The organism is Novosphingobium sp. RL4 (assembly GCF_035658495.1).
Classification (GTDB): Bacteria; Pseudomonadota; Alphaproteobacteria; order Sphingomonadales; family Sphingomonadaceae; genus Novosphingobium.
In genome coordinates this window covers 1,587,917-1,614,356 of the sequence record NZ_CP141945.1, presented here as the reverse complement: position 1 = coordinate 1,614,356, position 26,440 = coordinate 1,587,917, and the positions used below count along the sequence as shown (strand labels likewise).

The following is a 26,440-nucleotide window of genomic DNA, read 5'->3' as shown; positions in this document are numbered from 1 at the left end:
CCATGGACGTGTCTTGCTCGCGATTCCCGTTTTTCCGGATGCGGCGGTACCAAGCGGCGATTAAATATACAATGGTGTTTCTTTAATGTTTGATACCGGATCGCGAAAACGGTTAAGTGCCTGCCAGGAGGCAGACATTCGATGACATCGCAGTCCAAGAGCGAACCGCGCGCAAAGGGGCGTCCAAGTCTGGAAGAGGCCGCCGCCATCGATCGGGCCATTCTGGACGCCGCGATCGCCGAATTGATCGAGCGCGGCGAGGCTGCCTCGCTAAACGCGGTGGCACAGGCCGCCGGATTGAGCCGCAAGACGGTTTACGCGCGCTATTCGAGCAAGAATCATCTGTTCGGAGAGGCGGTCCGGGAGGTTCTGCGCGGGGCTGCGCCGATCAGGTTCGACAGGACCGGCACTCTGGAGGACCGCATCGCCAAATATGTGGTCGCGGTGCTCGATCTCCTTGAGCGCCCTGCCGCCAGGGCATTCCAGAAAGCTCTGTCCATGCACCCGGATGCGCTTGCCGAATTGCGCGGCGAACTGACTCAGGCTTCGCAGTCCATGTTCCTGGAACCGGCCCGGATCCTCCTCCAGGAAGCGCAGCAGATCGGCGAAATCGCCGAAGATGCGGACTGCAACCAAGCGGCGCAATTCGTTGTGTCGATCGTGGTATTCAATCACCAGTTTCAGGTCGTACCCGAAGGCGCCCGGGAGTCCGCCTTATCCTTCGCATCGGGGATCGCCCGGCTGATCGTGCGCGGCCTCGCCCCGCGCTGACGCTCTTCACTGCAGACCCGCGCGAGATCCATGCCGGGACCGCGCCGCGCCTTGCCGATAAGGCCGGCTCACTCCAACCGTGCTCGGGCGCCCCCCCATCCTTGTGCGAACCATTGCCGGTAACCGGCCTCGATTGAGGGATCAGGGGCTGTCCTACCGCAACACCACTCCGAAATCTCGGTGTTAACCCCGATAGATCGCTTCCGGCGCCTCAGTCACCTTGCACACATGCGGCATGAGGACTGTCGGTGCCTGTAATCGACATTGAGCATGCAAAACCGCCTTCCGTGCTCCTGCGGGTTTAACCGAGTTTTGTGGAAAAGGGACGAACCATGAGGATAGCTTATCAGCAAATCACGCGTCGCCTGGCAGTTCGCAGTGCAGTGGCAGTCATGCTGGCCCTGACCATTCCGGCCCCGGTTCTTGCAAGATCATCGGCATCGGATATCGAGGCGAAATCGCGAGCCGCCCTGCAAGAACTCTATGCCTCCAATCCCAAGGCGGCGGCCGTCGGCAAGCGCGCCAAGGGCATCATGATCTTTCCCCACATCATCAAGGGCGGGCTGGTGATTGCGGGAGCATCCGGCGACGGCGTGCTGCTCAAGAACGGCAAGGCCACGAAATTCTTCAATATTTCAAGCGCCTCAGTAGGATTCCAGATCGGCGCTCAGGGATTTGGCTATGCCCTGTTCATCATGAGCGACCAGAAACTGGCTGAGGTCTCGGACGGCACGAACTGGGATGCCGGCTCGGATACCGGCATCGCCCTTATCGACAAGGGTGCGGCGGCTTCGCTCGATACGGCCAGCCTGAACAAGGCGATTTACGCCTTCGTCTTCAGCCAGGAGGGATTGATGGCGGGCGTCAGCCTCAGGGGCAGCAGGATCAAGGAAATCCACCCGAAATGAGGGAATATATGCCTTCTTGCTGAAGGCCATGCCTGGCAGCGCAGGACGGGGCCCATCGAAGCGGCGTGTCGATGGGCCGGTAGTTGCGGCTGCGACATCGCTCTGATCGTCAAGGTAGCATTCCCGGGCAGCGCGGTGCCGATCGTGCCGAGGCTCACTGCCTGCATACCGGGAGGGCTCGCGGCCATCTTGAGCACATCGGCTAGGTCCATCGGCGCGTGTCATAAGTGCGACATTGCGGCAACCCCCGAGAGCGATGTTGGCGATGCCCGCTTTCTCAAGGGCATCGCCTGTGTCAGAGCGTGCTGCACGAACCCCTGGGAACCCGGTGCACAAGGCGCGTATTCTGGCCGCGCGTAGCGATGGTCAGCGGCAGCGAAACCGGATCGCACATCAAGGGTTCTTGCCTGGTGTAGCTGAGCCAAAAGGGGAGGATGCAGGGGGTGGATCAGTCAGCAAGTTGGGACAGGCATGACATGCTGCGGGAGCGCTTTGAGCAGATAGCGCTCTATCGCTGGTGGCGGCGCTCCGTCGTTGGCCGGGTCGATCACGAAGCGGTGATGGCCCGCATAACCGAAGATAGCGGGTGGTCCCCGCGATATGCATTCATGGTGATGATGTCGGCGGGCATCGCCGTGCTCGGCCTGCTGCTGTCGTCTCCGGCGGTGGTGATCGGCGCAATGCTGATTTCTCCGCTGATGAGCCCGATCCTCGGGCTTGGCTTCAGCCTTGTTCTCTTCGATTTCGCCGAGATGCGCCGCTCGCTGACGGCATTGGCGGTGGGTGCCGTCACCGCAGTGGTCTTTACGGCGCTGATCGTCGCGATCTCTCCGCTGCAGGCGCCGACCAGCGAGATCATCGCCCGTACCCGGCCCAACCTGTTCGATCTTGCCGTGGCCCTGTTCGCGGCGCTGGCCGGGACTTTCGCCATCATCCGCGGCCGCGGGGACACCATCGTCGGCGTTGCCATCGCCACCGCGCTGATGCCGCCGCTGGCGGTCGTGGGCTACGGGCTGGCCACCTGGAACATGCCGGTGCTGGGCGGGGCCTTCGCGCTGTTCGTAACGAACTTCGTGACCATCGCGCTTTCCGCCACGGTGATGGCGCGTTTCTACGGCTTCGGGCATCACCTCAGCAGCCAGCAAAGCTGGACGCAGACGTTCGTGCTGCTGTTCGTCTTCGTCGCCATGGCCATTCCGCTGGGCATCTCGCTCAAGCAGATCGCAGGAGAGGCGGTGACCCTGAACCAGACCCGCTCCTTCCTGTCCGAGCGCTTCGGCGCCGATGCCCGCGTGGCCCAGCTCGACATGGACTTCGATGCCGACCCGGTGGTGGTGCGGGCCGTCGTCATCACCCCGCGCGACAGGATGCAGCGTACTGCCGCGGACCTGACGGCAAAGCTGGGACGGCCGCTGAGGCTGCGGCTGGACCAGGTGCTGCTGGAAGCAGGCGCCGGCCCGATCGAAGCACAGCGCGAAGAGATGCGCCAGGCAGGCGACGCCGCCGCGATCGAGACCCAGCGGATCACCGGACTATCCCAGATGCTGGCCCTCACCGCAGGCATCGCACCTGACAGCGTGACCGTCGACCGCGATCATCACCGCGCCATGGCGATTGCCGAGCCCCTGCCCGGCGCTTCGCTCGCCACTTACCGTACGCTTGAACGCCGCGCCGCCGCGCAGGCGGACGGGTGGGACGTGGTGCTCACCCCGCCGCGCATAGCCTACCCGCCGATCGGATTCACCGGAACCGACGACACGCTGGACGCCCCGGCGCGGGAAGGCGTGCTGGTTACCGCATGGGCCGCGCGGCGCTGGAACGTGCGCAGGCTCGGTGTTCCGGGCCTGCCGGCGGATATCCCGGAACACCCCTCGCTCATCCAGCGCAGAGCTATCGCCATTGCCGCTCTGCTGCGGGAAAACGGCATCGAACCTGTCACCGCCACAGCCGCCGGAAGCCGGTTCGCCCTGCGGAACGTAGAGGAGGCCGGCGACGAGCCTTGATCGCCACTGCGGCCGCTTCCGCCGTCAAACGACTACTTTGGCACAAGCATCATTCCGATGGTTTTGCCAAAGCTGAACAGCGGCCGGCAGCGTCAAGGCATCAATCCGGCAGCGCGCAAGGCATCCTCGATCACCTTGCGCACGGCGCCCTGTTTGTTGTTTGCCGGATGCGGGAGTGGCGCGGGGTAGATGGGGACCGCGCCAGTACTGCCGGCTTTGCTCAAGGAACGAGCCCGCGCCAGATCCGGGCTTTCGGAAAAGGTTGGCCCTGCTGCAGGTGCGAATATGCCCCGCGTCCTGTCGTCGGCAAGTCCCCAGAACATGCAAATTCGGTCCGTTGAGGAAATGCCCGCCTCCAACATAAAAGCGCCGCTCTTCCCGCATCCGTTTTCACCTGAAGTATCCAGAGGCGTGCCATGTGCCATTCCGGCTATCGAGTAAGCCTCCATCACCTCCCGCCCATCGGCGTCGCACCAGACGCGCCTTTGGTGCCCACCGATGTTCTCAATACGATCGGGATGCGGGCCGACCTCGTGAAGCGCTCCCCATTGGCCGAGGATCGCATCTGCATTGCACGCGCTGACGGTGGCATCGGCACTGCCTTGCCAGACCGAAACCGAGGGCCAGGGTCCGTTGCATTCAGAGGCACCGCGAGCGAGCGAGGCCAGTTTCCCCGTTTCCGGAATGGCATGGCCGCGCATTCGGTCGAAAGCCTGGGGGACCGATGCAGCGCAGCCGTAGGCCAGCCCGGCAATGATGGCTCCGCCGGCAAATACCTCGGGATAGGTCGCGAGCATCACCGCTGCCATGGCGCCCCCCGCCGACAGACCTGTGACAAACACCCGCCCGGCGTCGATCGGATGATCGCTTTCGAAGGCCTGGATCATCTGGCGGATCGAGAGTGCCTCGCCGCAATTGCGACGGCTGTCGCCGGGTGAGAACCAGTTGAAGCAGAGGTTGGGATTATTCTGCCGCTGCTGTTCGGGGAACAGGAGCGCAAATCCATAACGATCCGCCATTTCCGACCAGCCGGACCCGATGTCGTACCCTGCTGCGGACTGGGTACATCCATGAAGGACGACGACGAGCGGTGCCTGCGCCGGAAGATTTTCGGGAATGTAGGTGTAGGCCCGAAGATCGCCCGGGTTCGAGCCAAAATCCTCCTTGGCCCTGAGCCGCCCCCTGCTTTCCGAAGGCACTTGGGACAGCGCATGTTCTCGAAAGGCGCTGAGCCGGGCGATCGTATCGGAAATATTGCGCATCGCAGAATTCCTTGTGCAAGTGGAGAGAACGTGGACGGAGCAAAACCCATCCTTGATTTGCTGCACTGCACAATACGTGGATCGAGATGATGGGATTGCAATCCGGCTGCGCCGCTCCGACGACCAACTTTCGGAAAAATCCGATTGATCCAGATTAGTATCGCAGTGTTCCCAGGGACTTTGTCGACCTCGCGCCGTTGATACCTCGTCCCGGAGATTTTTCGTTCGGGCTGCCAACTTTTCGATAGGAACGACGATGCCCGATACCAGCCACGATATTTCGACCCTCAACAGCTTGATCGCAACCACGATCGACAGCGTCGACGGTTACACCGAAGCGGCCAAGGACAGCCACAGTGGCCGCTTCGGCTCGCTATTCACGAGCCGTGCCAGCGAACGACGGGAAGTAGCGTCGCGCCTGCAGCAGGAAGTAACCCGGCTGGGCGGCAAGGCGGAGGACGACGGTACTGTCCTGGCCGGGGCACATCGCATGTTCCTGAACCTCAAGTCGACCATGACGGGCCAGGATGACAAGGCGATCATCAACGAAGTCGAGGCAGGCGAAGATCATATCAAAGCCAAATACGAAGATGCCCTGGGAGACCGCGAACTGTCGCCCGAAATCCTTCGGCTGATCGAGACCTGTTATGCCTCGGTGAAATCCGGCCATGACGAAATGCGCGACATCAAGCATTCGATGGAGCGCTGAAACAACGGACCGGCGAGGTCTGCCTCGCCGGTCCGGCCCGCTCAGTGGGAACGCCGGGAGCTGTCTGCCTGCGCCAATTCGTCGCAACTTGCTGGACGAAGGGGAGTGATGGCGTCTTCACTCAAGGCGACCAGACCCATTTCGGCGAACGCCTTCAACCATCCCTCCATCGGCCATATGCCCCAGCGCCGATGGAACGTGCCGGCGTTGCTGACGATATCATCGAGATGCTGCAGCGGCGGATCGAAAGTCTGATGGAATTGATGGAACGCGCCGGGCCCACCCATGAACAGGAGCGGCACCCCGGCGGCCTTCGCCCGAAACCCGAAGTCGGTATCTTCGGCGCCGTAGCCGACGAATTCCTCGTCGAAACCGCCCAGCGCGAAGAAGCGCTGCCGCGTAATCCCGAAGACCAGAGACCAGAAGAGTCCCGCATTATCCTCACTGCGCACCCCCTGCCCGGGAAAGCTGCGCGCCGGATGAGGCGCCGCGCGCTTGAAGAGATCCTGCTCGTCCCATTCGGCGCGCGCCTCGTCCGGACCAAGATAGAGCACTTGCGCGCAGACAAGGGCATTGTGCGACGCCAGGACGCCTTGAACGGCGCAGATCAGCCCGCGCATGGGAATGCAATCGACATCGAGAAACAGCAGATGATCGTTACTGGCCGACCTGGCTGCGGCATTGCGAGCAGCTGCAAGAGGAAGCCGGCCGCCATCCATCCACACGACACGCGCGGGAAATGGCAGGTCCTCCAAGACAACCGGAGAGTCGCTCCCCATGTCGACCACGATCAGTTCGTCCGGAAGGACACTGCTGCGCTGAAGTCCCTTGACCAGTTGCACCAGATGGCCCGGACGGTTCCTCACTATGGTGAGCACGCTCAGGCTCATGCTGCGCGGCGTCGCCACAGGTCCAGCCGGTAATTCGGGCATCGCTCTGCGGCGATCACGTCCATCGCCGCCGGAAGCGCGTCTTGCAGCTTGGCCACGGCATCGTCGCCGCTTTGCGGGTAATCGGTCTCGCCCGTCCAATGGACCAACAGCAGGTCACCGCCGATTTCCAGATGAAGCCTGATCCATTCGGCGCTGCCCCGGATGTCCCGGTCCTCCCAGTAGTAGACGACCTCCGACAGGACCACGAGATCGAAAGCGTGGACAGGCGCCTGATGCGGGAAAGCCATTTCGGCAAAGGCGACATGTCCGTAAGGCGCGCAACGGGCGCTTGCAGCCATGAGGGCGGTGCCGCTGACGTCGATTGCCAGCAGTGACCCGCACTGCATGGCCAGCCTGCTGGTGAGGACGCCCTTGGCGCAACCGACCTCCAAGCCCTGCGCATAGACCCGCCCTGCCAGTGCGCTAAGGGTGTGATTGTACTTCGCTTGTTCGTACGGGCTGCTTTCGAGGCCCCACGGGTCTTCGTCACCCTGGAACATGCTTTCGAAATAGTCGCGGCCAAGGCTGGCCTTTGGGCGTGTCATCCTTATCTCCGCACATACAGCGTATCGCGATCAGACATCCGCTGCCGCTCGGCGGGAAGCCGGAAGCCCGGACCGTGCGAAGCGGTGAGTTGACTGCGATGCGCACGCAAAGCATGGCGCCGCCGGCCCGGCAGCATCGCTTCCGTGCGCACGGCGCGGAAGGATTGCGCAACGGGCGCATCGGCCCAGACGGTATATTCGGCCACGAGCAGGCTACGCTTCGCCATGGCCTGTGCCGCGTAGGCCAGCCGTGCCGCGGCGGCATGGTCGCAATGGGTTTCGTGCAACGCCGTCACGGCAACGGCATCGACCCTCAACCGCATGCAGAGCGCTGCCAACTTGCGAGCCGAGCGCAGAAAAGCCCGGTCTTCCGGTGCGGCGGGGGCAGCATCCTTCCAGCCCAGATGGAGCGGGTCGCGGCTTCGCCTGCGGACAAGACGGAAGAGGGCATGGGCGGCTTCGCGTTTGCGCGCGGACACGAGCCGCTGCTTGGGCGTGCCGTCGGCACCGTGCGAACCTGACCCATCGGTAAGATAGACCACACCCGCTAGCCGGCCATCGCCTGCCGTCTGGGCAATGAGCGCGCCGACGCCCAAAGTCTCGTCGTCGGGGTGCGGCGCCAGAACCAGCCATCGCTGGCGCCGCCAAGGCTGCGCGGATAGCAGCGCGCTCACCACAAGGTGTCCTGGTCGCCCCAGGCGTCCTGATCCAGCCAGGCCAGCGCGGCCTGGTCTCGGGCATGGTCAGGCCCCGCCTGCCGCAGGTAGAGCGACAGGTCGCGGGTGATCTTGTCGATCCTTTGCCCCTCCATGGCGCTGCGCGTGCCGACGATTCGTGCCGCCAGTTCCATCATGTCGAAAGCGGCCCGCTCGACGACCCCGCGGGTCATCCTGACGAACGCCGGGCCGTCCTCATCCTCGCGCGCCGCACGCAAGGCGCATTCACGCACCCAGAGGTATGCCGTTCGCACCGCTGCCACGGCATCGGCAAACCTGCCCCGCTGCAGGGGATCGCCGCGCGCGGTCTCCGTCATGGCGAGCCGTGTCTCGGCCAACAGGGCTTCCATGCCGCCCAGTTGCACGGCAGTGAAACGCCAGGCGCCTGTCGTAAAATGCGGCTCGCGCTCGTAGTCTCCGGCACTGCCCAGCAGATCCGGTTCTCCCACGACGACGCCCGCAAGATCGTAGAGCCCGCTGATGGTCGCCCGCATGCCCCGCACGCGCCATTGCGACACGTCGGCACGGGCCGGATCGTTGGCAGGTACAATCACAAGTTGCCGCAGCGCGCTGCCGGGAGCCTGTGCGGTCACGATCGCATTGGCGAGGCCGCCCGCCCCGCTGGCGAAGCACTTGCTGCCCTTGAGCGCATATGAATCGCCATCGCGGAAGGCGATGGAAACGCCGGGTTGCGGCTCGGTGGCCCATACACCGTAGAAGGCACCATGTTCCAGGTCGCGCCGCAGGCGAGCGTGCTGCCGAGCCGATCCGTACCACCCGAACAGTGCGAGCGCGTTGACGTGCCCCTCATAGAGCCGCCCAAGGCTAAGGTCCGCCCGGCCGACGATGCGCAGCACATTCATCAGTGCAAACTGGCGATCCACGGCGTTCGAAAAAGTCATGCCGCCGCTCGCCGGGGGAGCGAAATCGCAGTGCAGCCCCGCCGATACAAGGCAGCGGATGCTTTCGGCGGGAAAAGCCGGCGCCGCATCGTAGCCCGTGCCCAGATCGGCTAGACGCGAGGCGATCCCCGCTGCCCGTTCCACGGGACTAGCGGCACTCACCTTTGCAAGTGCGGATGACATCATGCGGCATGCTCCCGGCAAATCGTCGCGCCGAGCGCGAGCGTCGTCAGCCACGCCCCCGCCTTCTGCGCACCATTCGCATCGTGCAGACCGCGACGCACCTGTGAGGACAGGGCCAGCGCACGGCCGAGCAGCGCCGGCCAGTGCTCGCCATGCGGCCAATCCGGAAGGACGATCGCCGCGCCCATCGCGTGCAGACCATCCGCCGTGGCCCATTGCTCTGCGAACGGACGTTCTTCGGGAACGCACACGAAGGGTCGGTCTGCAGCCATTACCGCGCAGACCAGGCCATCACCTGCCCCGCCGACGACCACGGCAGCACGGGCGATCTCGCATTCCGGCGCTTCGACCCATCCTGCGAATTCCAGGTTCGACGGAATGTTCGCAGGGAAGGAGGCCGGTCCGATGACCCGCCAATCCCACTCGGGGCACGCGCGCGCAGCTGCGGCCAAACGCTCGCCGTCACCCGGAGCACCGCCCCGACCGAAGACCGCCAGCACCCGGTTGTCCACCGCCGGTTCGGCGGCGGGGGCCGCGGTGATCCCCGGGAAATATCGGGTTTTGTCGCGCACCCAAGGTGGGGTGGCGGGCGTATCGAGAGCTTCGTGGAACGGCGCCAGAATGGCCGCCGCGCTCCGAAACGCTTCCAGGTGCGGACCGTCGTTACGCTCCCCATTCAGCCGCAGGCAAATGGTGGGAACCGAGGCCAGACGCGTCAGCATCACCACTTCGACCGAGACGTCGACCACCATCAGCGCAGGCTGCTGGTCCGCAATCCAGGCCGCGATACGCGCCACGCGTGTACGCACGCCTGCATGGTCCAGCGGGGCGTAGTGAAGCGCTGCTGGCCGGCCGATTGCCTCATCCCGCCCATCGAAGCGGCCAGATGCGGGGCGGTCGTCAGGCAGGTCTATCCCTGACGCCCCGATTCCCGTCCCTATCAGGACCACGGGCCATTCGAGCTTTGCCGCAATCGCCTCTGCACGCGCTCGGTGTCCGGCTCCGTGATGATGCACGTAGTAGCCGATGGGACGGGCGGTCATTCCCCCATCTCCAGCACCATGTCATGCGGCATCGGCGCGAGCGAAGGCTCCTGCTGGGCGATCAAGGCGTGCCCTCCGGGGCGAGCACGCAGCGTGCGGCGCCACACGGCGCGGTCGTGCCAGTGATGCAGTGCGGGCGCTCGGGGGAGCACACCGCTCGCAGCCTGGTCGAACAAGATCTGCATGGCCGCCGCCATCCCGCCTTCAGCCCGACCATCGCGGCGCGGGGAAACATGAGTGAAGACCTCCGCCGGATGGGCAAGGCGCGCTCCTTGTGCCAATGCGGCGTTCACGAGGGCAACGTCTTCGCCTGCAGGCAGCAACGGCACGCCTCCGCACGGTTCATAGAGCGATGCCCGGATGGCCAGGGACGCTCCGGTATGGTCGCCGTGGCGCGGGGCCGGATCCCAAGGCACCGGGTCTTCGGCATCCTCGATGGCGCGGACCTCGTGCCAATAGCGGTCCCACGCCGCACGCAGGCGCACCACGGATTCGGGGAGAGGTTCGTCCTGCTCGATCTCGATCCGCCCCCCCACGATATCCGCGCCGCGGTTAACGGCACTGGCGATCGCCTCCAGCCATTGGGGAGGTGGCCGGGTATCGGCATCGGTGCTGACCAGCACGCCGCGCTCACGGGCCGGAAGCAGGGCAAGACCAGTGTCCATCGCCAGGCGCCGCGCGGAGCCGGCGTGGGCCTGACCGGGGCCGAAGGTCACGTTTTCGACGTGCAAGAGCAGCCGTTCGGCATAACGCACACGAGCCTGCTCGATCACCGCGAGACTGCCGTCATTCGTATTGTTGACCGCAATCGCCACGGGTATCGGTCGCTGCCAGGTCTGTGCTGCAAGCGCCGCAAGCAGGGTAGGCAGGCGTCCCGCCTCGTTGCGCGCGGGCACGCACACGCAGATATCCAGATCAGCCATGCCGCTCGCCACGGGCGGCGACTTGCGGATTCCTTGCGGGAACTGTGGATGGGACATCGAGGCGCATATTGCGAGCAGCGGCCCGTTCGATGCCTTTACGGTACAATGCTTCGTATTCATCGACCATGCGGCCCGCATCGCACATGCGTTCCGCCCGCCTGCGGCAAGCGCGCCGATCAAGCGTGAGCGCCTCACGCCCCGCGGCTGCAAGCGACACCACGTCGTCAGGGATGGCCAGGACACCGCAACTTGCGTCGAGAATTTCCGGAACCGCCCCGCGCGCAAATGCCGCGACCGGCACCCCGCAGGCCAACGCCTCTGCCACGACCAGACCATAAGGCTCGTCCCACATCGGGGTGAACAGAAACGCGCGGGCTCCCCCGACCAGCCGTGCCAGTTCGGTATGATCCAGATGCCCCACGTGCAGGGTATCAGGGCCCAGTTCCGGCGCAATTCTCGCGCGGTAATAGTCCGGGTCCAGGATCGGCCCCGCGATACGCAGCGGCAGGCCGATCAGACGCGCCGCCTCGATGGCGAAATGCAGCCCCTTTTCCGGGACGATTCGGCCGTACCAAACCAGGTAGCCCGCTTGGTCGGAACGGGGATGGAAAGCGAACTTGTCGATGTCGATGCCGTTCAGGATCACCTCGTCCGCCTTGGTGACATGCTCCCATTGCTCTGCCACCGACTGCGACACGGCGACAAATGCATGGTCATCGCCCGCGCACAGCCGCACGCCGCTTTCCAGCCAGCAGAAGGGCGGCGTGTGCAAGGTGGTTACCATCGGCACCCCGAGCGTATCGGCCAGCGTCACCGGCAGGTAGTGCAGCGAGTTGTTGTGAATCACGTCAAAATCGCGCCGGCGCAACTCGCTCATCAGGCTGAGATAGGCGTGGTGTTCGCGGAAGAAGCCGATGTCCTTCGCTTCGGCCTTGCCGACTTTGGCTAACGCCGTTTCGGTGCAGATCGCCTCAAGCCCGAGGTCCGGCTCCGAATGTGCCGAGGCGAACACCGTTACCGCATGCCCCCGCCCCCTCAAGGCGCGAGCGAGAAGATGCGTATGCATCTCCAGCCCGCCTGCGAAAGGCTCCACGATCGGGTAGCGCAGATGCGCGATGATACCGATCTTCAAAGGCGGCAGAACGGCCCGGCCATTGCCCGGCGACGGCGCGGTGCCGCCCCCGGGGTGAAGATTGCCGAAGATCGGGAGATCAAGCCGAGGGCCGTGCATCCAGGTCGACCTCCAGTTCGCGCGGCCAATGGCGCAGTTCGCGGCAGGCGACCACGAAGGCATTCGCATCTTCGACATGTTCGAGTTCAAGACAGGCATCGTCGAGGTCATCGGCAATCCCGGCCTTGACGAAGATCGTGTCCGCCTCGGGCGTGAAGCCGATGAACTTGCAGTGCGCGAAGGCATCGGTGACGAAATCCTTCGCCGCCGCATCCAGTGCCAGCAGCGCGGCCCCGGCTTCGGACACCACGATCGCCACGGCATCGAACAGCACCGAAGGGCCGCCATCGATCTTCTGCTTTGCAGCCACCGTCGTGCCGTCGGACAGGGTGACGCCCGCGATCCTGGGAGCGATAACCTCGTAAACGGCCCCTTCCGCTTCCACGGCCGCCAGCAGCGCCTTGAAGATCGCCGCATCGGCGCCCTCGCTGAGCAGTATCCCCAGCTTGCGCCCCTTGAAACTGTCGGGGGCGTTCCTGACGATGCTGAGCGCGGCCGAGGCAGGCAGGTCGGTTATCGGCTCTCGCGCCGCGACGGCGGCATCTGGCAGCGCGATGCCCAGGCCATCCGCTACGGTTGCGGCGAGGCCGGGATCGATGTTGAGCAGATGCGAAACCGTGCGCGAGCGGATGTCGGTCCGCTCCACCTTCGAAAGCTCGAACACCAGCGCGTCGCCAATGTGCTTCTGCTCGATCGGCATCTGGCTCACGAAGAACTGGCGGGCCTGGCTGTAGTGATCGGCAAAGCTTTCGGACCTCACACGCTGCTTGGGGCCGTCTGCTTCCTCCGCATAGCTGGTGAAGCCGCGTACCGGATCCTCGCGCGGCCCGCCAAGCGTTGCGCCCCAACTGTTGGGCTCGTAATTTGCCCGCCCCTTGGGGTTCTGCATCGCCATGTGCCCGTCCTGCTGGAAATGGTGCATCGGACACTTGGGCGCATTGATGGGAATGTGCGTGAAATTGGGACCGCCCAGCCGCTTTATCTGCGTGTCGAGGTACGAGAAGTTGCGGCCCTGCAGCAGAGGATCGTTCGAGAAGTCGATGCCCGGCGGCACGTTCTGCGTGCAGAAGGCAACCTGTTCGGTCTCGGCGAAGAAGTTGTCGACCACGCGGTCGAGGACCAGCCGACCCACTACGCGGATCGGCACAAGTTCCTCGGGAATCAGCTTGGTTGCATCGAGCACGTCGAAGTCGAAGCTGTCGGCAAAGGCATCGTCGAACAGTTGGACGCCCAGTTCCCATTCGGGAAAGTCCCCGGAATTGATCGCCTCCCACAAGTCGCGGCGGTGAAAGTCGGGATCGGCGCCGTTGATCTTCACGGCCTCGTTCCACACCACAGACTGAAGGCCTTGCTTGGGCTTCCAGTGGAACTTGACGAAAGTGGAGTTACCCTCTGCGTCCAACAGCCGGAAAGTGTGGACGCCGAAACCCTCCATCGTGCGGAACGAACGGGGGATGGCGCGGTCGGACATGGTCCACATGAGCATGTGGAAGCTTTCCGGCGTCAGGCTGACGAAGTCCCAGAAGTTGTCGTGCGCGGTCTGGGCTTGCGGGAAGGCACGGTCGGGCTCGGGCTTGGCGGCATGGATCAGGTCGGGAAACTTGATGGCATCCTGGATGAAGAACACCGGGATATTGTTGCCCACGAGGTCCCAGTTGCCTTCCTGGGTATAGAGCTTGACCGCGAAACCGCGCACGTCGCGGGCGAGATCGAACGAACCCTTGGAACCCGCGACCGTGGAAAAGCGCACGAAGGCAGGCGTACGCTCGCCCACCCGCTGGAAAACGTCGGCGCGGCTGACGTCCGACAGGCTGTCGGTCAGTTCGAAAAACCCGTGCGCGCCATATCCGCGCGCATGAACCACACGTTCGGGTATGCGTTCGTGATCGAAATGGAAGATCTTCTCGCGAAAATGGAAGTCCTCCAGCAGCGTCGGCCCCCGCGCGCCCTGCTTCAGGCTGTTCTGGTCGTCCGCGACCGGGATGCCCTGCTGGGTGGTCAGCGTGGGCACTTCGCCGCCGGCCTCCTGATGTGTTTCGCCGCCTGCTTTTTGGGGTTCTGCGTAAGCCAGTGATATCTCGGCGTCGGCTGGCACCGGAGATGCCTTGTTCGGGGATTCGCCGCCCACATCGGCCCCGGACGGATCGGTCGGGGTCAGCGTGTCGGACGATCGAGCATGCGGGTTCGCTGGCTTCTTGGCCATGGGGCATTCCTCCAGATCAAAGGTCATGCGGCAGCGCCTGACCGGCCTGAGGGCGGCACGCGAATGCGGCATTGGATGGGACTAGTCCGAAGGTAACAGTAGCCATGACCGTTCAGTTGCGCCGGCCGGCCGGATATTAACCTGCATCAGCACGTTTCGGTCCGCAGCCTTGCAACGCGCTCCCCCGCGGGAGGTTATGCCGGAAGAGAGCCCGTCTCCTATACCGTTTTGAAGGACCAAGCCGTGTTCACCGACCGCTTCCTGCGATACAAACGGGGTGTCAGCCTCTCGCCCGAAGAGCGCGCAAGGCTGGAAGCTTCGATAACGGAAGTCAGGACGATTGAACCGCGCAAGATCGTGGTTCGGGCCGGGCAAGATCTGAATGACAGCACTCTGCTGATCGAAGGAATCCTGTCACGCTACATCGACGATCGCCAGGGCTTGCGGCAACTGGTAGCCGTTCACGTACCCGGCGACTTCGTTGACCTTCATGCCTATCCGTTGAAGGTTCTCGACCACGACGTGGCCACGATGACTGCGGCGACCGTAGCGATCGTGCCGCATGCCCACTTGGACGCCATCATTGCCGAGTGCCCGCAACTGGCCCGCAAACTGTGGTTCTCGACGCTCATCGATGCTGCGATACACAGGGCGTGGCTGTTCCGCCTCGGCAGGCTCGATGCAATGGGGCGGGTGGCTCACTTCCTGTGCGAAATCAACGTTCGCCTTGTGTCGGCCGGGCTCAGCGATGGGCATCGTTTCGCGCTGGGCCTGACCCAGACCGACCTCGCCGAAATCTGCGGCCTTACCAATATCCACGTCAACCGGGTCCTGCGCCAGATGCGCGAAGAGGGTCTGTGCGTGTTCCGTTCCTCCCTTGTGGAAATACCCGATCCTGCACGTTTGGCCGCCCGAGCGCAGTTCGATCCATCCTATCTCTACATCGACGATACGCCCCTCCCCCCTGCAACCACGGAAGCCGTTCCATGACCGCACCATCATCTCCCAACCCGCCGCAGCCGCGGTCCGACCCCGGAATTGCCATCGCCGAGGACGGCCTCGTCATGCTCGACGGCCCGAATGGCGTAGCGGTGACGATGACCGCAGAGGCGGCTGCTCAGACCGGCCGCAACCTCATCGATGCTTCGCTTGTCGCCGACCGCCAGATTGCCGACAGAGCTTAGTGTCCTGTCCCGCACCGGCAAGCTCCATCGGGGGAGCGGAATCTCGTATGAAGGTGTCGGCCCGGCTACATATCCGACTGCAATGGCAAGCCATGCTAGCACCCGCAATCGGATGCCGCGTCGTTGCGCTTAAGCGTCATGCTATGGACTTGGATGTGTCATCAAATCGCATTTTGGTTTTTCTAAGTGCCGCCGATGGGGTTTTCGAATGCACCGAAGTGCGCTCCGGGCTCGGCGTTCAGTTGGGCACGATTGCGGGATCAGGTCGCTCGCATGACGCGGCGTGACGACGCTGAGGATCTGCTTCACGACGCATGGGTCAACGTCACCACCGGCTCGACCCTCGCTCGGAATGCCGATGCACTACTCGCCCGCGCTGCGACGAGCCGAGGTATCGATGCTTATCGACGCGAACAACGGGCAGGGGAAACTCTCGTGTGGTGTCCCGATGTTGCTGCGGTTGCAGACAACCATCCACTGCAGGATGAGGTGCTCATCGCTCGCGAGCGGCTCGACCGGTTGCGCGTCGGGGTCGAAGCGCTTAGCCCGCGTACGCGGCAGATTTTCTTGATGTATCGACTGGACGGCCGTAAATATCGTGAGATCGCCGAGGAACTCGGCATCAGCCAAAGCGCCGTAGAAAAGCATATTGCCAAGGCGATGGTGCATCTGGCCGAGTGGATGGAGAATTGGTGACGTGATCTTCCGCAGCAAGCCGGAGAATTTGAACCGGCAGGCGGCGGACTGGCTGGCTCGACTGCACGCGGATGACCGATCCTCCCGGGACGAGGCGGCATTCCATGCGTGGCTGAAGGCTGATCCGTCACACCCCCCCGCATTCGAGAATGCGTCCACGATCTGGGACGCGGTTGGCGGTCTTCGCGACGATCCTCGGCCTGCGCGCTTGCGTCAGCCGGACCGCATGTCCCGGCGCGCGGTCCTTGCGGGCGGAGCCGGTCTGGCCCTGACTTGCGGGCTGGGCCTAGGCTGGCAGCATGCCCTTGCGGGTGTGTACGAGACCGCAGTCGGCGAGCAGCGGCGCTTCGTGCTGGACGATAATACGCGCATAATGCTCGACACGAACACCCGGGTGCGCTTCACGGCGAGTAATTCTCGGCGCCTGTTGACGCTGGCATCGGGCCGCGTAGACGTCGAGATCGCACGGGATGTGCGGCCCTTCGTCATCGAGGCGGGCGACAGAAGCGTCGTCGCGCAATCGGGCAGGCTGGACTTGCGCCGGGACGACGATGTCGTGCTGATCACCGCGGTTCAGGGCAGCGCGCAGGTGCAGTCGGTCGATGCCCGTGTCGAGCTCTCGGCGGGACATCGCATCGCCATGGAACCGGGTCGGCGGGACCACCTCGACCGTCCCGAGATTGACGACTTGCTGGCGTGGCAGAGCGGGCGACTGGCATTTCGCGACGAAACCGTGGCGCAGGCCGTGGCGGAAATGAACCGCTATAGCCGTCGCGAACTGGTCGTCGCAGATCCTCGCGCAGCCAACCTGCGCCTGAGCGGCGTCTACCGCGTCGGCGATCCGGAGGCTTTCGCGCGCTCGCTGGAAGTTCTTTTGCCCGTAGAGATCACGGCAGCGCCGGACATGATCCGCATAACAGCTACCCGCTGAAAATTATATTCATCGGGGGGTGAGGAAAACCCCGTCCAGAGCGACGACGAGGTAAGCGGCGCTCACGATGGGCGTCCGGACGGGGTATCGGACATGACTTCTTTCAAACGGCAGCTTTGCCGATCGGCGGCGCTTGCGCTGGCTCTTTCAAGCGCATCTCTGGCGACTTCTGTACATGCTCAGGCGCGCCAGGCGCGCATCGCGATTGCTGCTCAGCCGATGGACCAGGCGCTGGAGCAGCTTGCGCGGCAGAGCGGAGAGGATATCCTGTTCACTCGCGACGCGGTGGCGCGTCTGAACGCACCTCCCGTTTCCGGTGAGTTCGATGCGGAGACGGCCGTTCGCCGTCTGATCGCGGGTACGTCGCTCACCGTCGTGCGCGATGGCTCCGGCGCGCTCATCGTCCGCCCTCTGACGGCGGCGGCCGCACAAACGCCCGAAATCGCGAACGGCGAACCGGCCCCGGCCAGTGAAATCGTCGTAACCGCGCCGTTTTCGGACGGTGTCGAGCGCTCGCTCGGCGTGAAGCGCAACGCGGACTCGATCGCGGATGCGGTCGTCGCCGCCGATATCGGCAAGCTGCCGGCGTTCAACGTGGCCGAGGCGCTGCAGCGCGTGCCCGGCGTCACCATCGTGCGCGAAGCCGGCGAAGGCCAGTTCATCAGCGTGCGCGGTCTGGGGCCGAACTTCCAGGCGGTGACGTTCGACGGCATGCCGCTCGCCTACAATGAGAACATCCGCAACTCTGGCCAGTCCGGCCGCCAGTTCCGCCTTCAGGTGCTGCCGGCCACGCTGATCGACAGCGTCGTCGTTACCAAGTCGCCCACGGCCGATCTGGTCGAGAGCGGCATCGGTTCGACCGTCGACATTCGTCTCATCAAGCCGCTTGACCGCACATCTTTCGTCGCCGCCAATGCCTATGCAGGCTATGAGGAACGTACCGATACGGTAAATCCGAATGGCACGATCTCTGCCGGCTGGCGCAATGAGGACAAGACCTTCGGCGTACTGGCGGGCCTGTCCTATTCACGTCGCAAGATCCAGTTCGATCGCCTGCGCATGGGATGGCAGGATGCCGAAGTGGAAGGCCTCCGAACGCTGCGGGTCCCCGGCGATGCGCAGCCCTATCTGGAGACCGAGGATCGCGAACGCATCAGCGCCGTCGTCGGCCTGCAGTGGCGCCCGTCCCCTAGTTTCGAGATCGACGTCGACGGCCTGTTCTCGCAGTTCAACAACGAGACGACCGAGCGCCGCCTTACGTATTACATCCCGAGCCAGCTTTCGCGGCTCGACCTGTCTACAGCGGTGGTCGAGGACGGCAGACTTGTTGCAGGCACGATCCGCGGCGCGCGCGTTCGCAACTACAGCGAATACATGGACCAGTCGCACCAGAACCTCCAACTGAACACCACGATCAAGCTGGACCTCGGCGACTGGCATATCGAGCCGCGCGTCAGCTATGCCCGCGCCAGCAGTGACCTCGATACGCCGATCCAGCGCGTGCAGTACCGCACGGCCAGCGGACGGGGCGGCAATCTCACGTTCGATTTCAGCGGCGATGTCCTGAACAAAGGCCGTGTCACCTCACTCTATACCGATCTCGACCTGACCGATCCCTCGCTCATGCCGTTCGAGAGCTTCGCCGTCCGCCCGATCAATTCGATCGACGAGGACAAGAGCTTCATTCTCAACGTCTCGCGCGAGATGAATTTCGCTGTCGGGGGCATCCGCCTGTCGAGGCTGCGTTTCGGCGGGCAAGTCTCGGACCGTTACCGCGACTATCAGCGCCGCGATCGCAACAGTGCGAGCCTGCGCGACGGGTTCACACTTACCGACGCCTTCCTGCAATATCCGGTGCCAGGTAATGCCTTCGACCAGTCGATTGTGAACCGGCAGGCCTGGACCAACGTGGACTGGGCGCTGTTCAACCAGGCCTACACGCTCGGTAGCGAGTATGACGGTGTCAGCCCCAATGCATCTGATCTGGAGCCTACAGCCGCCGACCTTCAGAACTCCTACCGCATCGGCGAGAAGATCCAAGCGCTGTACGGCCGCATCGATTTCGAATCCGATGTAGGTGATGTGCCGGTCTCCGGCAATTTCGGCCTGCGTTACGTGCGTACCGAAACCGAAGTGCGCGGCACCGCCATAGCGCCCGTCCCGAACGGTTCGGGCGGCGTGACCACCGAAGTCCTGCCCACGACCACGCGCGCCACTTATGGCGAGTTCCTGCCCAGCGCCAATGCGATGTTCAAGTTCTCGGACAATGTGCAGTTGCGTCTGGGCGTGGCGCGCACGATGACGCGCCCGTCGCTCTCGGAACTGCGTAATTCGATCAACACGAACAGTGTTACCGTGACGAGCATCTACAACCAGGGTGCGGCGGCGCTGGATGATCCGACGCTCAACTTGCAGGCGTCGGGCGGCAACCCCAACCTGCGCCCCTACACCTCGTGGAATTTCGACGCATCGTTCGAATGGTACTTCGACAAGTTCGGCGCGTTCACGGTGGCCGCGTTCCACAAGGACATCAGCAACTATATCGCATCGGACTTCGAGACGCGCACGCTGGCTTTCGCCGTCAACGACGGCTCCACGCTGCCGGTGGATATTCTGGTGGCCACCCCGACCAACGTGGGCGACGCGGCGATCTCGGGCGTCGAGTTCGGCTATACCAACAAGCTGCCTTTCGGCCTCGGCGTCACTGCAACAGCGACCTTCGCGACCTCCAAGCTGGAGTTGAACACTACGGGCGTCGGCATCCAGTCGGCCGGAATCCAGGGTGTGTCGGACGTCAGCTACTCGATCACGCCCTTCTTCGAGACCGGGCCGTTCGAGATCAACCTCAGCTACACGTATCGCAGCAACTACATGACCGATTCCGGCGCCAATGTGACCTCGCTGCCCAGCCCCGAGGATGTCGTGGCATATTACCAGAAGGGTTTCGGCATCGTCGACCTTGGCGCCAGCTACAAGATCAGACCGAACATTGAAATGTTCATGCAGGCCGTGAACGTCCTCGACGAACGGCAGGTCTCCTTCGCCGGAAGCAAGAGCGAAGTCAGCGAGATCCATACGTTCGGCCGGACGGTGAATTTCGGCGTTCGCGCCAAGTTCTGATCCTGCTGCCCCCACGAATTGCGGGGACCGTGCCGGAGTTTCGAACCGGTCCCCCGTATTCCCATTGAAGGCCTATGCGATCGATGATGCGTTCAGGATGGCTTCTCGCCCCGGCTATCACCATGGTAAATGTCATGCCGGCCTGTGCCGAAGAGGCGGCTCAAAGACGCTGGCTAGCCGGTGATCATCATGTGCACAGCATCTACAGCGCCCGCTATGAAGCGGATCCCGAACATCCCGAGCGCGTGCCGGAGCCCGTCATCGGCGGCGATTCTTCCCACACGATCCTGCAGAACATTCAGATGGCGCGTCGCTTCGGGCTGGACTGGATGGTCGCGACGGATCACGGCGGGCCCGGGCATTCCGCGCTCAACCATGACCGTGCCTGGCCGGATGTCGTGGCGGCACGCAAGGCGGTGCCGGACATGGTCCTGTTCTACGGCATGGAATTCGACGTTCCGGGCGGAGAGCATGCCAGCCTGATCCTGCCGACCGATGCCGCCGAGCGCGCGATGCTGCGCGATATCGAATCCCGCTTCGGCAAGCGCGAGGCGTTTCCGGCCGATCCGACCCGCAACACCAAGCCTCAGATGATCGCAGCGCTGCGATACATGGCCGGTCTTCAGCATCCGCCGGTGCTGATCGGCAATCATCCATCGCGAACGGCGACAGGCCATGGCGAATGGGGCCTGCATACGCCTGCCGAGTACCTTGCTTGGCAGAAAGCCGCTCCGAATGTCGTGATCGGCATGGAAGGTGCACCGGGGCATCAGGCTGCCAGGCCGGAAGCGGGCGCGGACAAGGCGCATGGCTCGCGTGGTCTGTACGGCGGCTTCCCGACCATGGGTGGTTTCGATCAGATGGTCGCCCGGCTGGGAGGAGCATGGGATGCACTACTGGGGAAGGGTATGCACTGGACCATTACCGCCAACTCGGATTCGCACGGGCATTGGCGGGAAGGCGGCGCGGACTTCTGGCCGGGGGAATATTCCAGGACCTGGGTCTTCGCCGAGCGGAACGCCCCAGACATACTCGATGGACTGCGCAACGGGCGCGTCTTCGTAACCACCGGCAATTTGGTGGACCGACTGGATGTGACGGCGGCGGTTGGACCGAGGCCGTCACGGGCGGCGGCGATGGGGGAAACCCTGATGGTACACAAAGGTGATGAACTCACCATCACTATTCGATTCCGCCCCGCGCCCCCCCATCACGCCGCCGGGCAAGTTCCCAAGGTCGATCACGTCGATCTGATCGCGGGTGGCGCTTCCGGCGTCGAGGGGGATCGCAACCGCAGCACTCGGCTCGTGAAGCGCTTTACGTCGCGCGATTTTCGGGCCGACGGCGATAGTCTGATCGTATCGCATCGGATGAAGGTTTTAGAGGGAATAACCTATCTGCGAATTCGCGGCACCAACACGCCGCAGGGCGAACCCGAGCCTGACTTCGTCGGAGAAGATCCCTGGCGTGATCTCTGGTTCTATTCCAACCCGATCTACTTTGCCCAGAAGTGAATCGCGCAATACCGTAGTTTTCACCTCGTCCGGTTGAACGTGTGGGCCTCAACTGAAAAGCGCGCCCAAACCTCTAAAGCCCCAATGCTGCGGCATTGCCGGACGAGGCCGCCAAGTCGGCGCTCGATGCGAGGCGTTTGAGATGGCCGTCTAGCAGGTTCAGGGCAACGCTGGCCGCCGCTTCCTCGCGCGTGTTGACGAGGAACAGGTCGCTGGCGCCCATCTCGAAGCGGCGCCGCTCCGCAACCGCCATAGTATCCGCTCGCTGCTTTTCCTGCTGGGACAGGGCGATAAGCTGCGTCGCGGCATCGAAGGCGATGGCGATGCCGTCCACTTCGGCGCGGATCTGCTCGTCCAGCCAGCGCGCGCGGGTCTGGTTGGCATCGAGTTCCGCCTGCGTCTGCATCAGCTTGCCGCGCGCCGTACGCTGTTCGAGCGGGACCGAGATCTTGATACCGAAACGCACGTCGTTGCCGCTGCGCGAGGCGCCGCCGGGACCGATATCGCCGATGTCGCGCGCCACTTCCATGTTGAGGTCGAGGCGCGGCAGCAGGGCATTGCGGTCGAGCGCGAGACGATCCTGCACCAGCCGGGTCTTCAGGTCGGCGACCAGCAGGTCCGGCCGCTGCAGATCGTGCGGTATGGCCGTGACGACCGGATCCGGCAGGGAGGCGGGCAACTGTTCGCGGCGTGGGATCGTGGGATTGCCCTCACTGTCGCGCCAGTAGAGCGAGAGGGCATTGGCGGCGGCGGCCATGGCCTGCTCGGACTGGACGACCATGGCCTGACGGCGCAGCACCATCTGGTCGTTCTCGGTCAGGACGATACGCGGGCGCAGCCCGGCCCTATAGGCACGATCGAGGCCTCGCTGGCGTTCCTGCGCAAGATCGAGGAGATGACGATAGACCTTGAGCCGCTCACCGCTCGCCACCCAGTTCAGGTAAGCGTCGAGCGCCTTGCGCTGCACGCCGATGGCCACCATCTGCCGCTCGGCATCGGCCACTGCGCGATCGGCATCCGCCGTCACCCGGCCGAAGCGGCGATCGTCGATCATCCGGTCGCGCAGCAGGGAGAACACCGCACCAGCGCGGATCTCGCCGAACTCGTTGGTGTAGTTCTTGTCCTCGTAGATCGGGAACCGGCCGCTGGATGCGCGGTAGCCGCCATAGATCTGGCCGCCCCAGTTCTCCAGCGGACGCGCCAGTTTCGCATCCGCATAAGTGCCGCCGTAATAACCGACCAGCCGCGATCCGCCCTCGGCGGAGAAGACCGTATCGAACGCACCTTCCGCGGTCAGCCGTTTGGCATCGGCAGCGCGGGTGCGGGCCAGCGCCTCGATGATCTGCGGCGATTGCCGGGCGGAGTTGGCGAGCAGGTCGTCCAGTTGCAGCACCGGCGCATCGAGCGGCGCAGGCCGGGGCAAGGGCGCGATTTGCTGGGCTACCCCCGGCGCAGCAAGTGCGCAGAGACCAGCAGCCAGCGACCACAGGGAAAGGCGCTTACTTGGCATTGCCGCCTTCCTTTTCCGCCGAGCCGCCGTTTCCGCTCACGCTGCCCGCATAAGTGCCCGCTTCGAGGGCACTCACCGGATATTGCAGCGGGAAGTCGTTGAGCAGGCGCCAGAGTTCATAGCCGCTCGACACGGTATCCATCATCACCCAGCCGCGTACTTTCGCGCCTAGGCGCACGAACGGCTCCTTCGGCCATGGCCGCGCGCCGGGCTTCTGCTCCACCAGCACGCGAAACAGTCCGTTGGCCGAAGCGGAAACGTCGATGGCCCGCACCTGCCCGTCGAACATGCCGACCGCTACCGAGGGCCAGCCGCTGAACTGGATCGCGGGCCAGCCCTCGAACTCCATCCGCACCGGACGGCCCGGATGGATCAGCGGCACGTCGCGCCCATCGACGTAGAGCTCCACCACGCGCACCGCCTGTTCGGGTGCGAACGTGGCGATCACATCGCCTTCCTTGACCATCGTGGCATTGTCGCCGCCAAGGATGCGCAGGATTCGCCCGTCGCGCGGGGCATGGACCATCTGAACCGACTGGCGGTTGATGTTGATGTCCAGCCGGTTGCGGTCGGCCAGGCTCTTGGCGACCTTGGCGCCGTAGTCAGCCACCTTGATCTGCGCGAGTTCGAGGTCGCGGCGCGGCGCCAGACCTTCGCCGTAGAGCTGCTGCATGCGCCCGACGTCGCGCTGGGCGACGCCCATCGCCTGGCGGGTTGCGGCAATCTCGGCATCGACTTGCGCGCGCTCGGCCTGGAGGCGCGCGATCAGGTTGGGATCGTTGTCGGCGATGCGGGCAATACGGTCGCCCTTCTTCACCAGTTCGCCGTCGGTCACATACCATTCCTCGACCCGGCCGGGGACGAGCGCGGTGATGTTCTGCACGCGGTCGCGCGGGTCGAGCGCGATGACCGAGCCGTTGCCGTTCGACGTCTGCTGCCAGGGCACCAGCAGCAGGAAGGCGACGACAATGGCCATCGCGATCAGCAGTATCCAGGCAAGCACGCGCGCGGGACGCGGCGGACGCAGGCCCTGGAGGGTCTTGAAATGGACGATATGGTCATCGCGGAAGGGCATGGAAACCTCCTTTCGCGGAGTTACGGGCGGCGGCGAAAGCCGCGCGGTCCTGTGTCAGCAATTGGGAATCCCGTCCAAGCCAGAGCATGTGGTCGAACTCGAAAGCATCGGGGCGGCAGGTGAAGACGATGATCGTCGTCTCGCGGTCGTCGAGCTGGCGCAGCGCCGGGCGCAGTTCCTCCACCGGCACCATGTCGAACAGGCCCGAGAGAATGAGTACCCGCGGGCGGGCCAGCAGGGCGCCCGCCAGCTTGAGGCGCATGGTCTCGGCGCGCGTCAGCGGCCAGCCGCTGGAGGACAGCAGGCAGTCCATACCGCCGTCGAGGCTGACGATCCGGTCGCCCAGCCCTACAAGATCCAGCACGTCCAGCACGCGCGCCGGGTCGGCCTGCGGATTGGCGAGGCGCAAGTAGTCGCGGATGGTGCTCTCGACGATGTCCGTGCGGTCGAGCACGATCACGTCGCTGCGCAGACGGTAGATGTTGAGGGCGGCGATATCGGCACCGCCCAGGGTGACGAGGCCCTCGTCGGGGCGGTAATGGCGCTTGAGCATCCGGCTGAGCAGCCGGTCGATCCCCGGATCGCTTGCCGCCACCGCATGGGTGCCCGAGGGAATGTCGAGATCGAAGCGGGCGCGGTCGCCCCCGGCTGCGATCGCCACCCGGCGCAGCGACAGGCCCCCGTCGCGCGGCCGCGCATCGCCCTCCCCGCGCGGAGCCATGTCCTCGACCGGAATGGCATGGAACAGCGAGAGTTCCTCGACCGCCGCAACCAGGTCGTAGAAGGTATCTAGATATGGCCCGAGCTGCGCGGCGCCGTAGAACACGCTCGACAGGATCAGCTCCGCCGCGACCAGCTGGCCGATCGAGAGCTGGCCGCGAATGACCAGCCAGCCGCCCAGCGCCAGCAGCGCCGCGCTGGCCAGCGCATAGAGCAGCAGCAGCGCCACGCTCTGCGGGAAGGTCGCGCGAAAATGCTCGCGGTGCGCATCGACATAGGCCGCCGTGCGCATTTCCGACATGTCCATCGCATAGTCGAGATGACGGCTTGACTTGTAGAAGCCGTTGGAGGCGCCCACACTTTCCAGCCAGTGCGCGGTCTCGTACTTGCGGTGGCTCAGCGCCACGCCGCTTTCCATCGCGCTGCGCGCCCAGATCTTCCAGATGATCCAGACCGCCAGCACGAAGAGCAGGTTGAAGGCCAGGAATACCGGGTGGTAAAACGAAGTGACGATGAAGCCGATCATCGCCTGAAAGAAGATCGTGAAGCCGCCGATCAGCAGGGAGGGCACCGCTTTCTGGACAGTGGCCACTTCGAAGAAGCGGTTGAACAGGTCGCTGCGGCGCTCGTCCTGGAAGAACGGGTTCTGGGCATGGACCGCCTGCAGAGTGATCTCGGCCACTGAACGCGCGAAGAGGCGGCGACGGAAAATTTCCATCACGTAAGTGCGCAGCGCGCCGAGCAGCGACCACAGCGCCAGCAGGCCGAACAGCACGGCGGCCAGCGTGAACAGCGGCACCGGCAGCGCCGTATTGGCCACCGAGTTGATCAGCATCTGCACGGAGATCGGCGTCGCCAGCGACAGCAGGCCGATCGCAGCGCCGTAGATCATCGCCATCGTCATGAAAGCGCGGTCTGGCGCCAGCACGCCCCGCGCCCAACCCAGGAATGTGCCCCAGTCGATCCGCTGGGGAGAATGGCCTGCCATCTGTGAAAATCCCTTTTCGCGCCCGTCATCGTCGCGAAGGGCGCAGGATGGTCCGGAGCTGCGGGCCTGAACCCGCGCCCTCGGACTACCCGGCGCGTCGTGAGATAGCGCGGCGGGGGCGCCTCTACAGACGGCGACGTAAAATTGGATGGACTGAAAGTTACATTTGGTTGCGCAAGCGATTTTGTTCATCGCGAAATGAGGGGGCTTTCGAAAGAAAATTCCTGGAAATCCGTTCCGATCCTGCCGCTAGCGGGGATCGGCGCCAGCTCTGGCTGCCCTGTGCTGTCGTTGCTCGGTCCGGCGCTGACCGTCCCACTGTCGGAGAAAGATATCCCAACAGGGCAGATGTAATTTTAAATGCTCGGACT

At 64.2% G+C, this 26,440-nt stretch carries 22 protein-coding genes and 1 pseudogene; 11 read left to right on the top strand and 12 right to left on the bottom strand.

Annotated features, from left to right (window positions below; all coding sequences use genetic code 11):
* The first annotated feature begins 141 nt into the window (after positions 1–141).
* From U9J33_RS24070 to U9J33_RS24060, 3 genes are all read left to right on the top strand, one after another.
* A complete protein-coding gene (locus U9J33_RS24070; protein WP_054435515.1) occupies positions 142–771 on the top strand; it encodes a TetR/AcrR family transcriptional regulator in 630 nt (209 codons plus the stop codon).
* Positions 772–1,163: 392 nt separating this feature from the next.
* A complete protein-coding gene (locus U9J33_RS24065) occupies positions 1,164–1,679 on the top strand; it encodes a lipid-binding SYLF domain-containing protein (protein WP_292636017.1) in 516 nt (171 codons plus the stop codon).
* Positions 1,680–2,113: 434 nt separating this feature from the next.
* A complete protein-coding gene (locus tag U9J33_RS24060; RefSeq protein ID WP_420719905.1) occupies positions 2,114–3,682 on the top strand; it encodes a DUF389 domain-containing protein in 1,569 nt (522 codons plus the stop codon).
* Between the two features lie 92 nt (positions 3,683–3,774).
* On the opposite strand, the gene U9J33_RS24055 is transcribed toward U9J33_RS24060, so the two are convergent.
* Positions 3,775–4,944, bottom strand: coding sequence for a PHB depolymerase family esterase (locus tag U9J33_RS24055; RefSeq protein ID WP_324699433.1), 1,170 nt, complete (start codon positions 4,942–4,944; stop codon positions 3,775–3,777).
* A 256-nt stretch (positions 4,945–5,200) separates the two neighbouring features.
* Here U9J33_RS24055 and U9J33_RS24050 point away from each other — a divergent pair, with 256 nt between their 5' ends.
* Positions 5,201–5,653: a PA2169 family four-helix-bundle protein gene (locus U9J33_RS24050; RefSeq protein WP_324699432.1), complete on the top strand. Its 453-nt coding sequence runs from the start codon at positions 5,201–5,203 to the stop codon at positions 5,651–5,653.
* A gap of 41 nt (positions 5,654–5,694) precedes the next feature.
* On the opposite strand, the gene U9J33_RS24045 is transcribed toward U9J33_RS24050, so the two are convergent.
* From U9J33_RS24045 to U9J33_RS24010, 8 genes are all read right to left on the bottom strand, one after another.
* Positions 5,695–6,543 carry a glycosyltransferase family 2 protein gene (locus U9J33_RS24045; RefSeq protein ID WP_324699431.1) on the bottom strand — a complete coding sequence of 283 codons (849 nt, stop codon included), beginning with the start codon at positions 6,541–6,543 and terminating at the stop codon, positions 5,695–5,697.
* On the bottom strand, positions 6,540–7,130 hold the full coding sequence (locus U9J33_RS24040; protein ID WP_324699430.1) for an SAM-dependent methyltransferase: 591 nt from the start codon (positions 7,128–7,130) through the stop codon (positions 6,540–6,542). Before U9J33_RS24040 ends, U9J33_RS24045 begins: the two co-directional genes overlap by 4 nt.
* 2 nt (positions 7,131–7,132) lie before the next feature.
* On the bottom strand, positions 7,133–7,804 hold the full coding sequence (locus U9J33_RS24035; protein WP_231635595.1) for a PIG-L deacetylase family protein: 672 nt from the start codon (positions 7,802–7,804) through the stop codon (positions 7,133–7,135).
* Positions 7,801–8,934, bottom strand: a complete 1,134-nt coding sequence (locus tag U9J33_RS24030) for an acyl-CoA dehydrogenase family protein (RefSeq protein WP_420719904.1) — start codon at positions 8,932–8,934, stop codon at positions 7,801–7,803. The genes U9J33_RS24035 and U9J33_RS24030 overlap by 4 nt, the downstream gene beginning before the upstream one ends.
* On the bottom strand, positions 8,931–9,974 hold the full coding sequence (locus tag U9J33_RS24025) for a glycosyltransferase (RefSeq protein WP_324699429.1): 1,044 nt from the start codon (positions 9,972–9,974) through the stop codon (positions 8,931–8,933). Before U9J33_RS24025 ends, U9J33_RS24030 begins: the two co-directional genes overlap by 4 nt.
* Positions 9,971–10,897, bottom strand: a complete 927-nt coding sequence (locus U9J33_RS24020) for a glycosyltransferase (RefSeq protein WP_324699428.1) — start codon at positions 10,895–10,897, stop codon at positions 9,971–9,973. Before U9J33_RS24020 ends, U9J33_RS24025 begins: the two co-directional genes overlap by 4 nt.
* Entirely contained in the window at positions 10,890–12,029 is a 1,140-nt protein-coding gene (locus U9J33_RS24015; RefSeq protein ID WP_324699427.1) for a glycosyltransferase, read from the bottom strand. Before U9J33_RS24015 ends, U9J33_RS24020 begins: the two co-directional genes overlap by 8 nt.
* A gap of 79 nt (positions 12,030–12,108) precedes the next feature.
* The gene (locus U9J33_RS24010; RefSeq protein WP_324699426.1) at positions 12,109–14,331 is read right to left on the bottom strand and encodes a catalase; all 2,223 of its coding nucleotides are present in this window, start codon (positions 14,329–14,331) and stop codon (positions 12,109–12,111) included.
* Between the two features lie 243 nt (positions 14,332–14,574).
* Between U9J33_RS24010 and U9J33_RS24005 the strand changes: the two genes are divergently transcribed.
* From U9J33_RS24005 to U9J33_RS23980, 7 genes and pseudogenes are all read left to right on the top strand, one after another.
* Positions 14,575–15,321 (top strand): Crp/Fnr family transcriptional regulator, encoded by a 747-nt coding sequence (locus tag U9J33_RS24005; RefSeq protein WP_324699425.1) that lies wholly within the window; start codon positions 14,575–14,577, stop codon positions 15,319–15,321.
* Complete coding sequence (locus tag U9J33_RS24000; protein WP_054435541.1) at positions 15,318–15,515, top strand: hypothetical protein; 198 nt, start codon at positions 15,318–15,320, stop codon at positions 15,513–15,515. Before U9J33_RS24005 ends, U9J33_RS24000 begins: the two co-directional genes overlap by 4 nt.
* A 273-nt stretch (positions 15,516–15,788) precedes the next feature.
* Entirely contained in the window at positions 15,789–16,211 is a 423-nt protein-coding gene (locus U9J33_RS23995) for an RNA polymerase sigma factor (protein WP_231635590.1), read from the top strand.
* 1 nt (position 16,212) lies between these two features.
* A pseudogene (locus U9J33_RS24910) lies at positions 16,213–16,356 on the top strand (FecR/PupR family sigma factor regulator); the annotation flags it as partial.
* A gap of 81 nt (positions 16,357–16,437) precedes the next feature.
* Entirely contained in the window at positions 16,438–17,142 is a 705-nt protein-coding gene (locus tag U9J33_RS23990) for a FecR family protein (RefSeq protein ID WP_292635968.1), read from the top strand.
* A gap of 93 nt (positions 17,143–17,235) precedes the next feature.
* Positions 17,236–20,262 carry a TonB-dependent receptor gene (locus tag U9J33_RS23985; protein WP_185999495.1) on the top strand — a complete coding sequence of 1,009 codons (3,027 nt, stop codon included), beginning with the start codon at positions 17,236–17,238 and terminating at the stop codon, positions 20,260–20,262.
* Positions 20,263–20,345: 83 nt separating this feature from the next.
* The gene (locus tag U9J33_RS23980) at positions 20,346–21,776 is read left to right on the top strand and encodes a phosphoesterase (RefSeq protein WP_324699424.1); all 1,431 of its coding nucleotides are present in this window, start codon (positions 20,346–20,348) and stop codon (positions 21,774–21,776) included.
* Positions 21,777–21,849: 73 nt separating this feature from the next.
* Here U9J33_RS23980 and U9J33_RS23975 read toward each other — a convergent pair whose 3' ends face one another.
* The 3 genes from U9J33_RS23975 to U9J33_RS23965 are packed head-to-tail and all read right to left on the bottom strand — an operon-like array spanning position 21,850 to position 26,069.
* Positions 21,850–23,286, bottom strand: a complete 1,437-nt coding sequence (locus U9J33_RS23975; protein WP_185999493.1) for a TolC family protein — start codon at positions 23,284–23,286, stop codon at positions 21,850–21,852.
* Positions 23,276–24,361 (bottom strand): HlyD family secretion protein, encoded by a 1,086-nt coding sequence (locus U9J33_RS23970; protein WP_132470139.1) that lies wholly within the window; start codon positions 24,359–24,361, stop codon positions 23,276–23,278. The genes U9J33_RS23975 and U9J33_RS23970 overlap by 11 nt, the downstream gene beginning before the upstream one ends.
* Positions 24,345–26,069, bottom strand: coding sequence for an ABC transporter transmembrane domain-containing protein (locus tag U9J33_RS23965; RefSeq protein ID WP_324699423.1), 1,725 nt, complete (start codon positions 26,067–26,069; stop codon positions 24,345–24,347). Before U9J33_RS23965 ends, U9J33_RS23970 begins: the two co-directional genes overlap by 17 nt.
* Between the last annotated feature and the right edge of the window lie 371 nt (positions 26,070–26,440).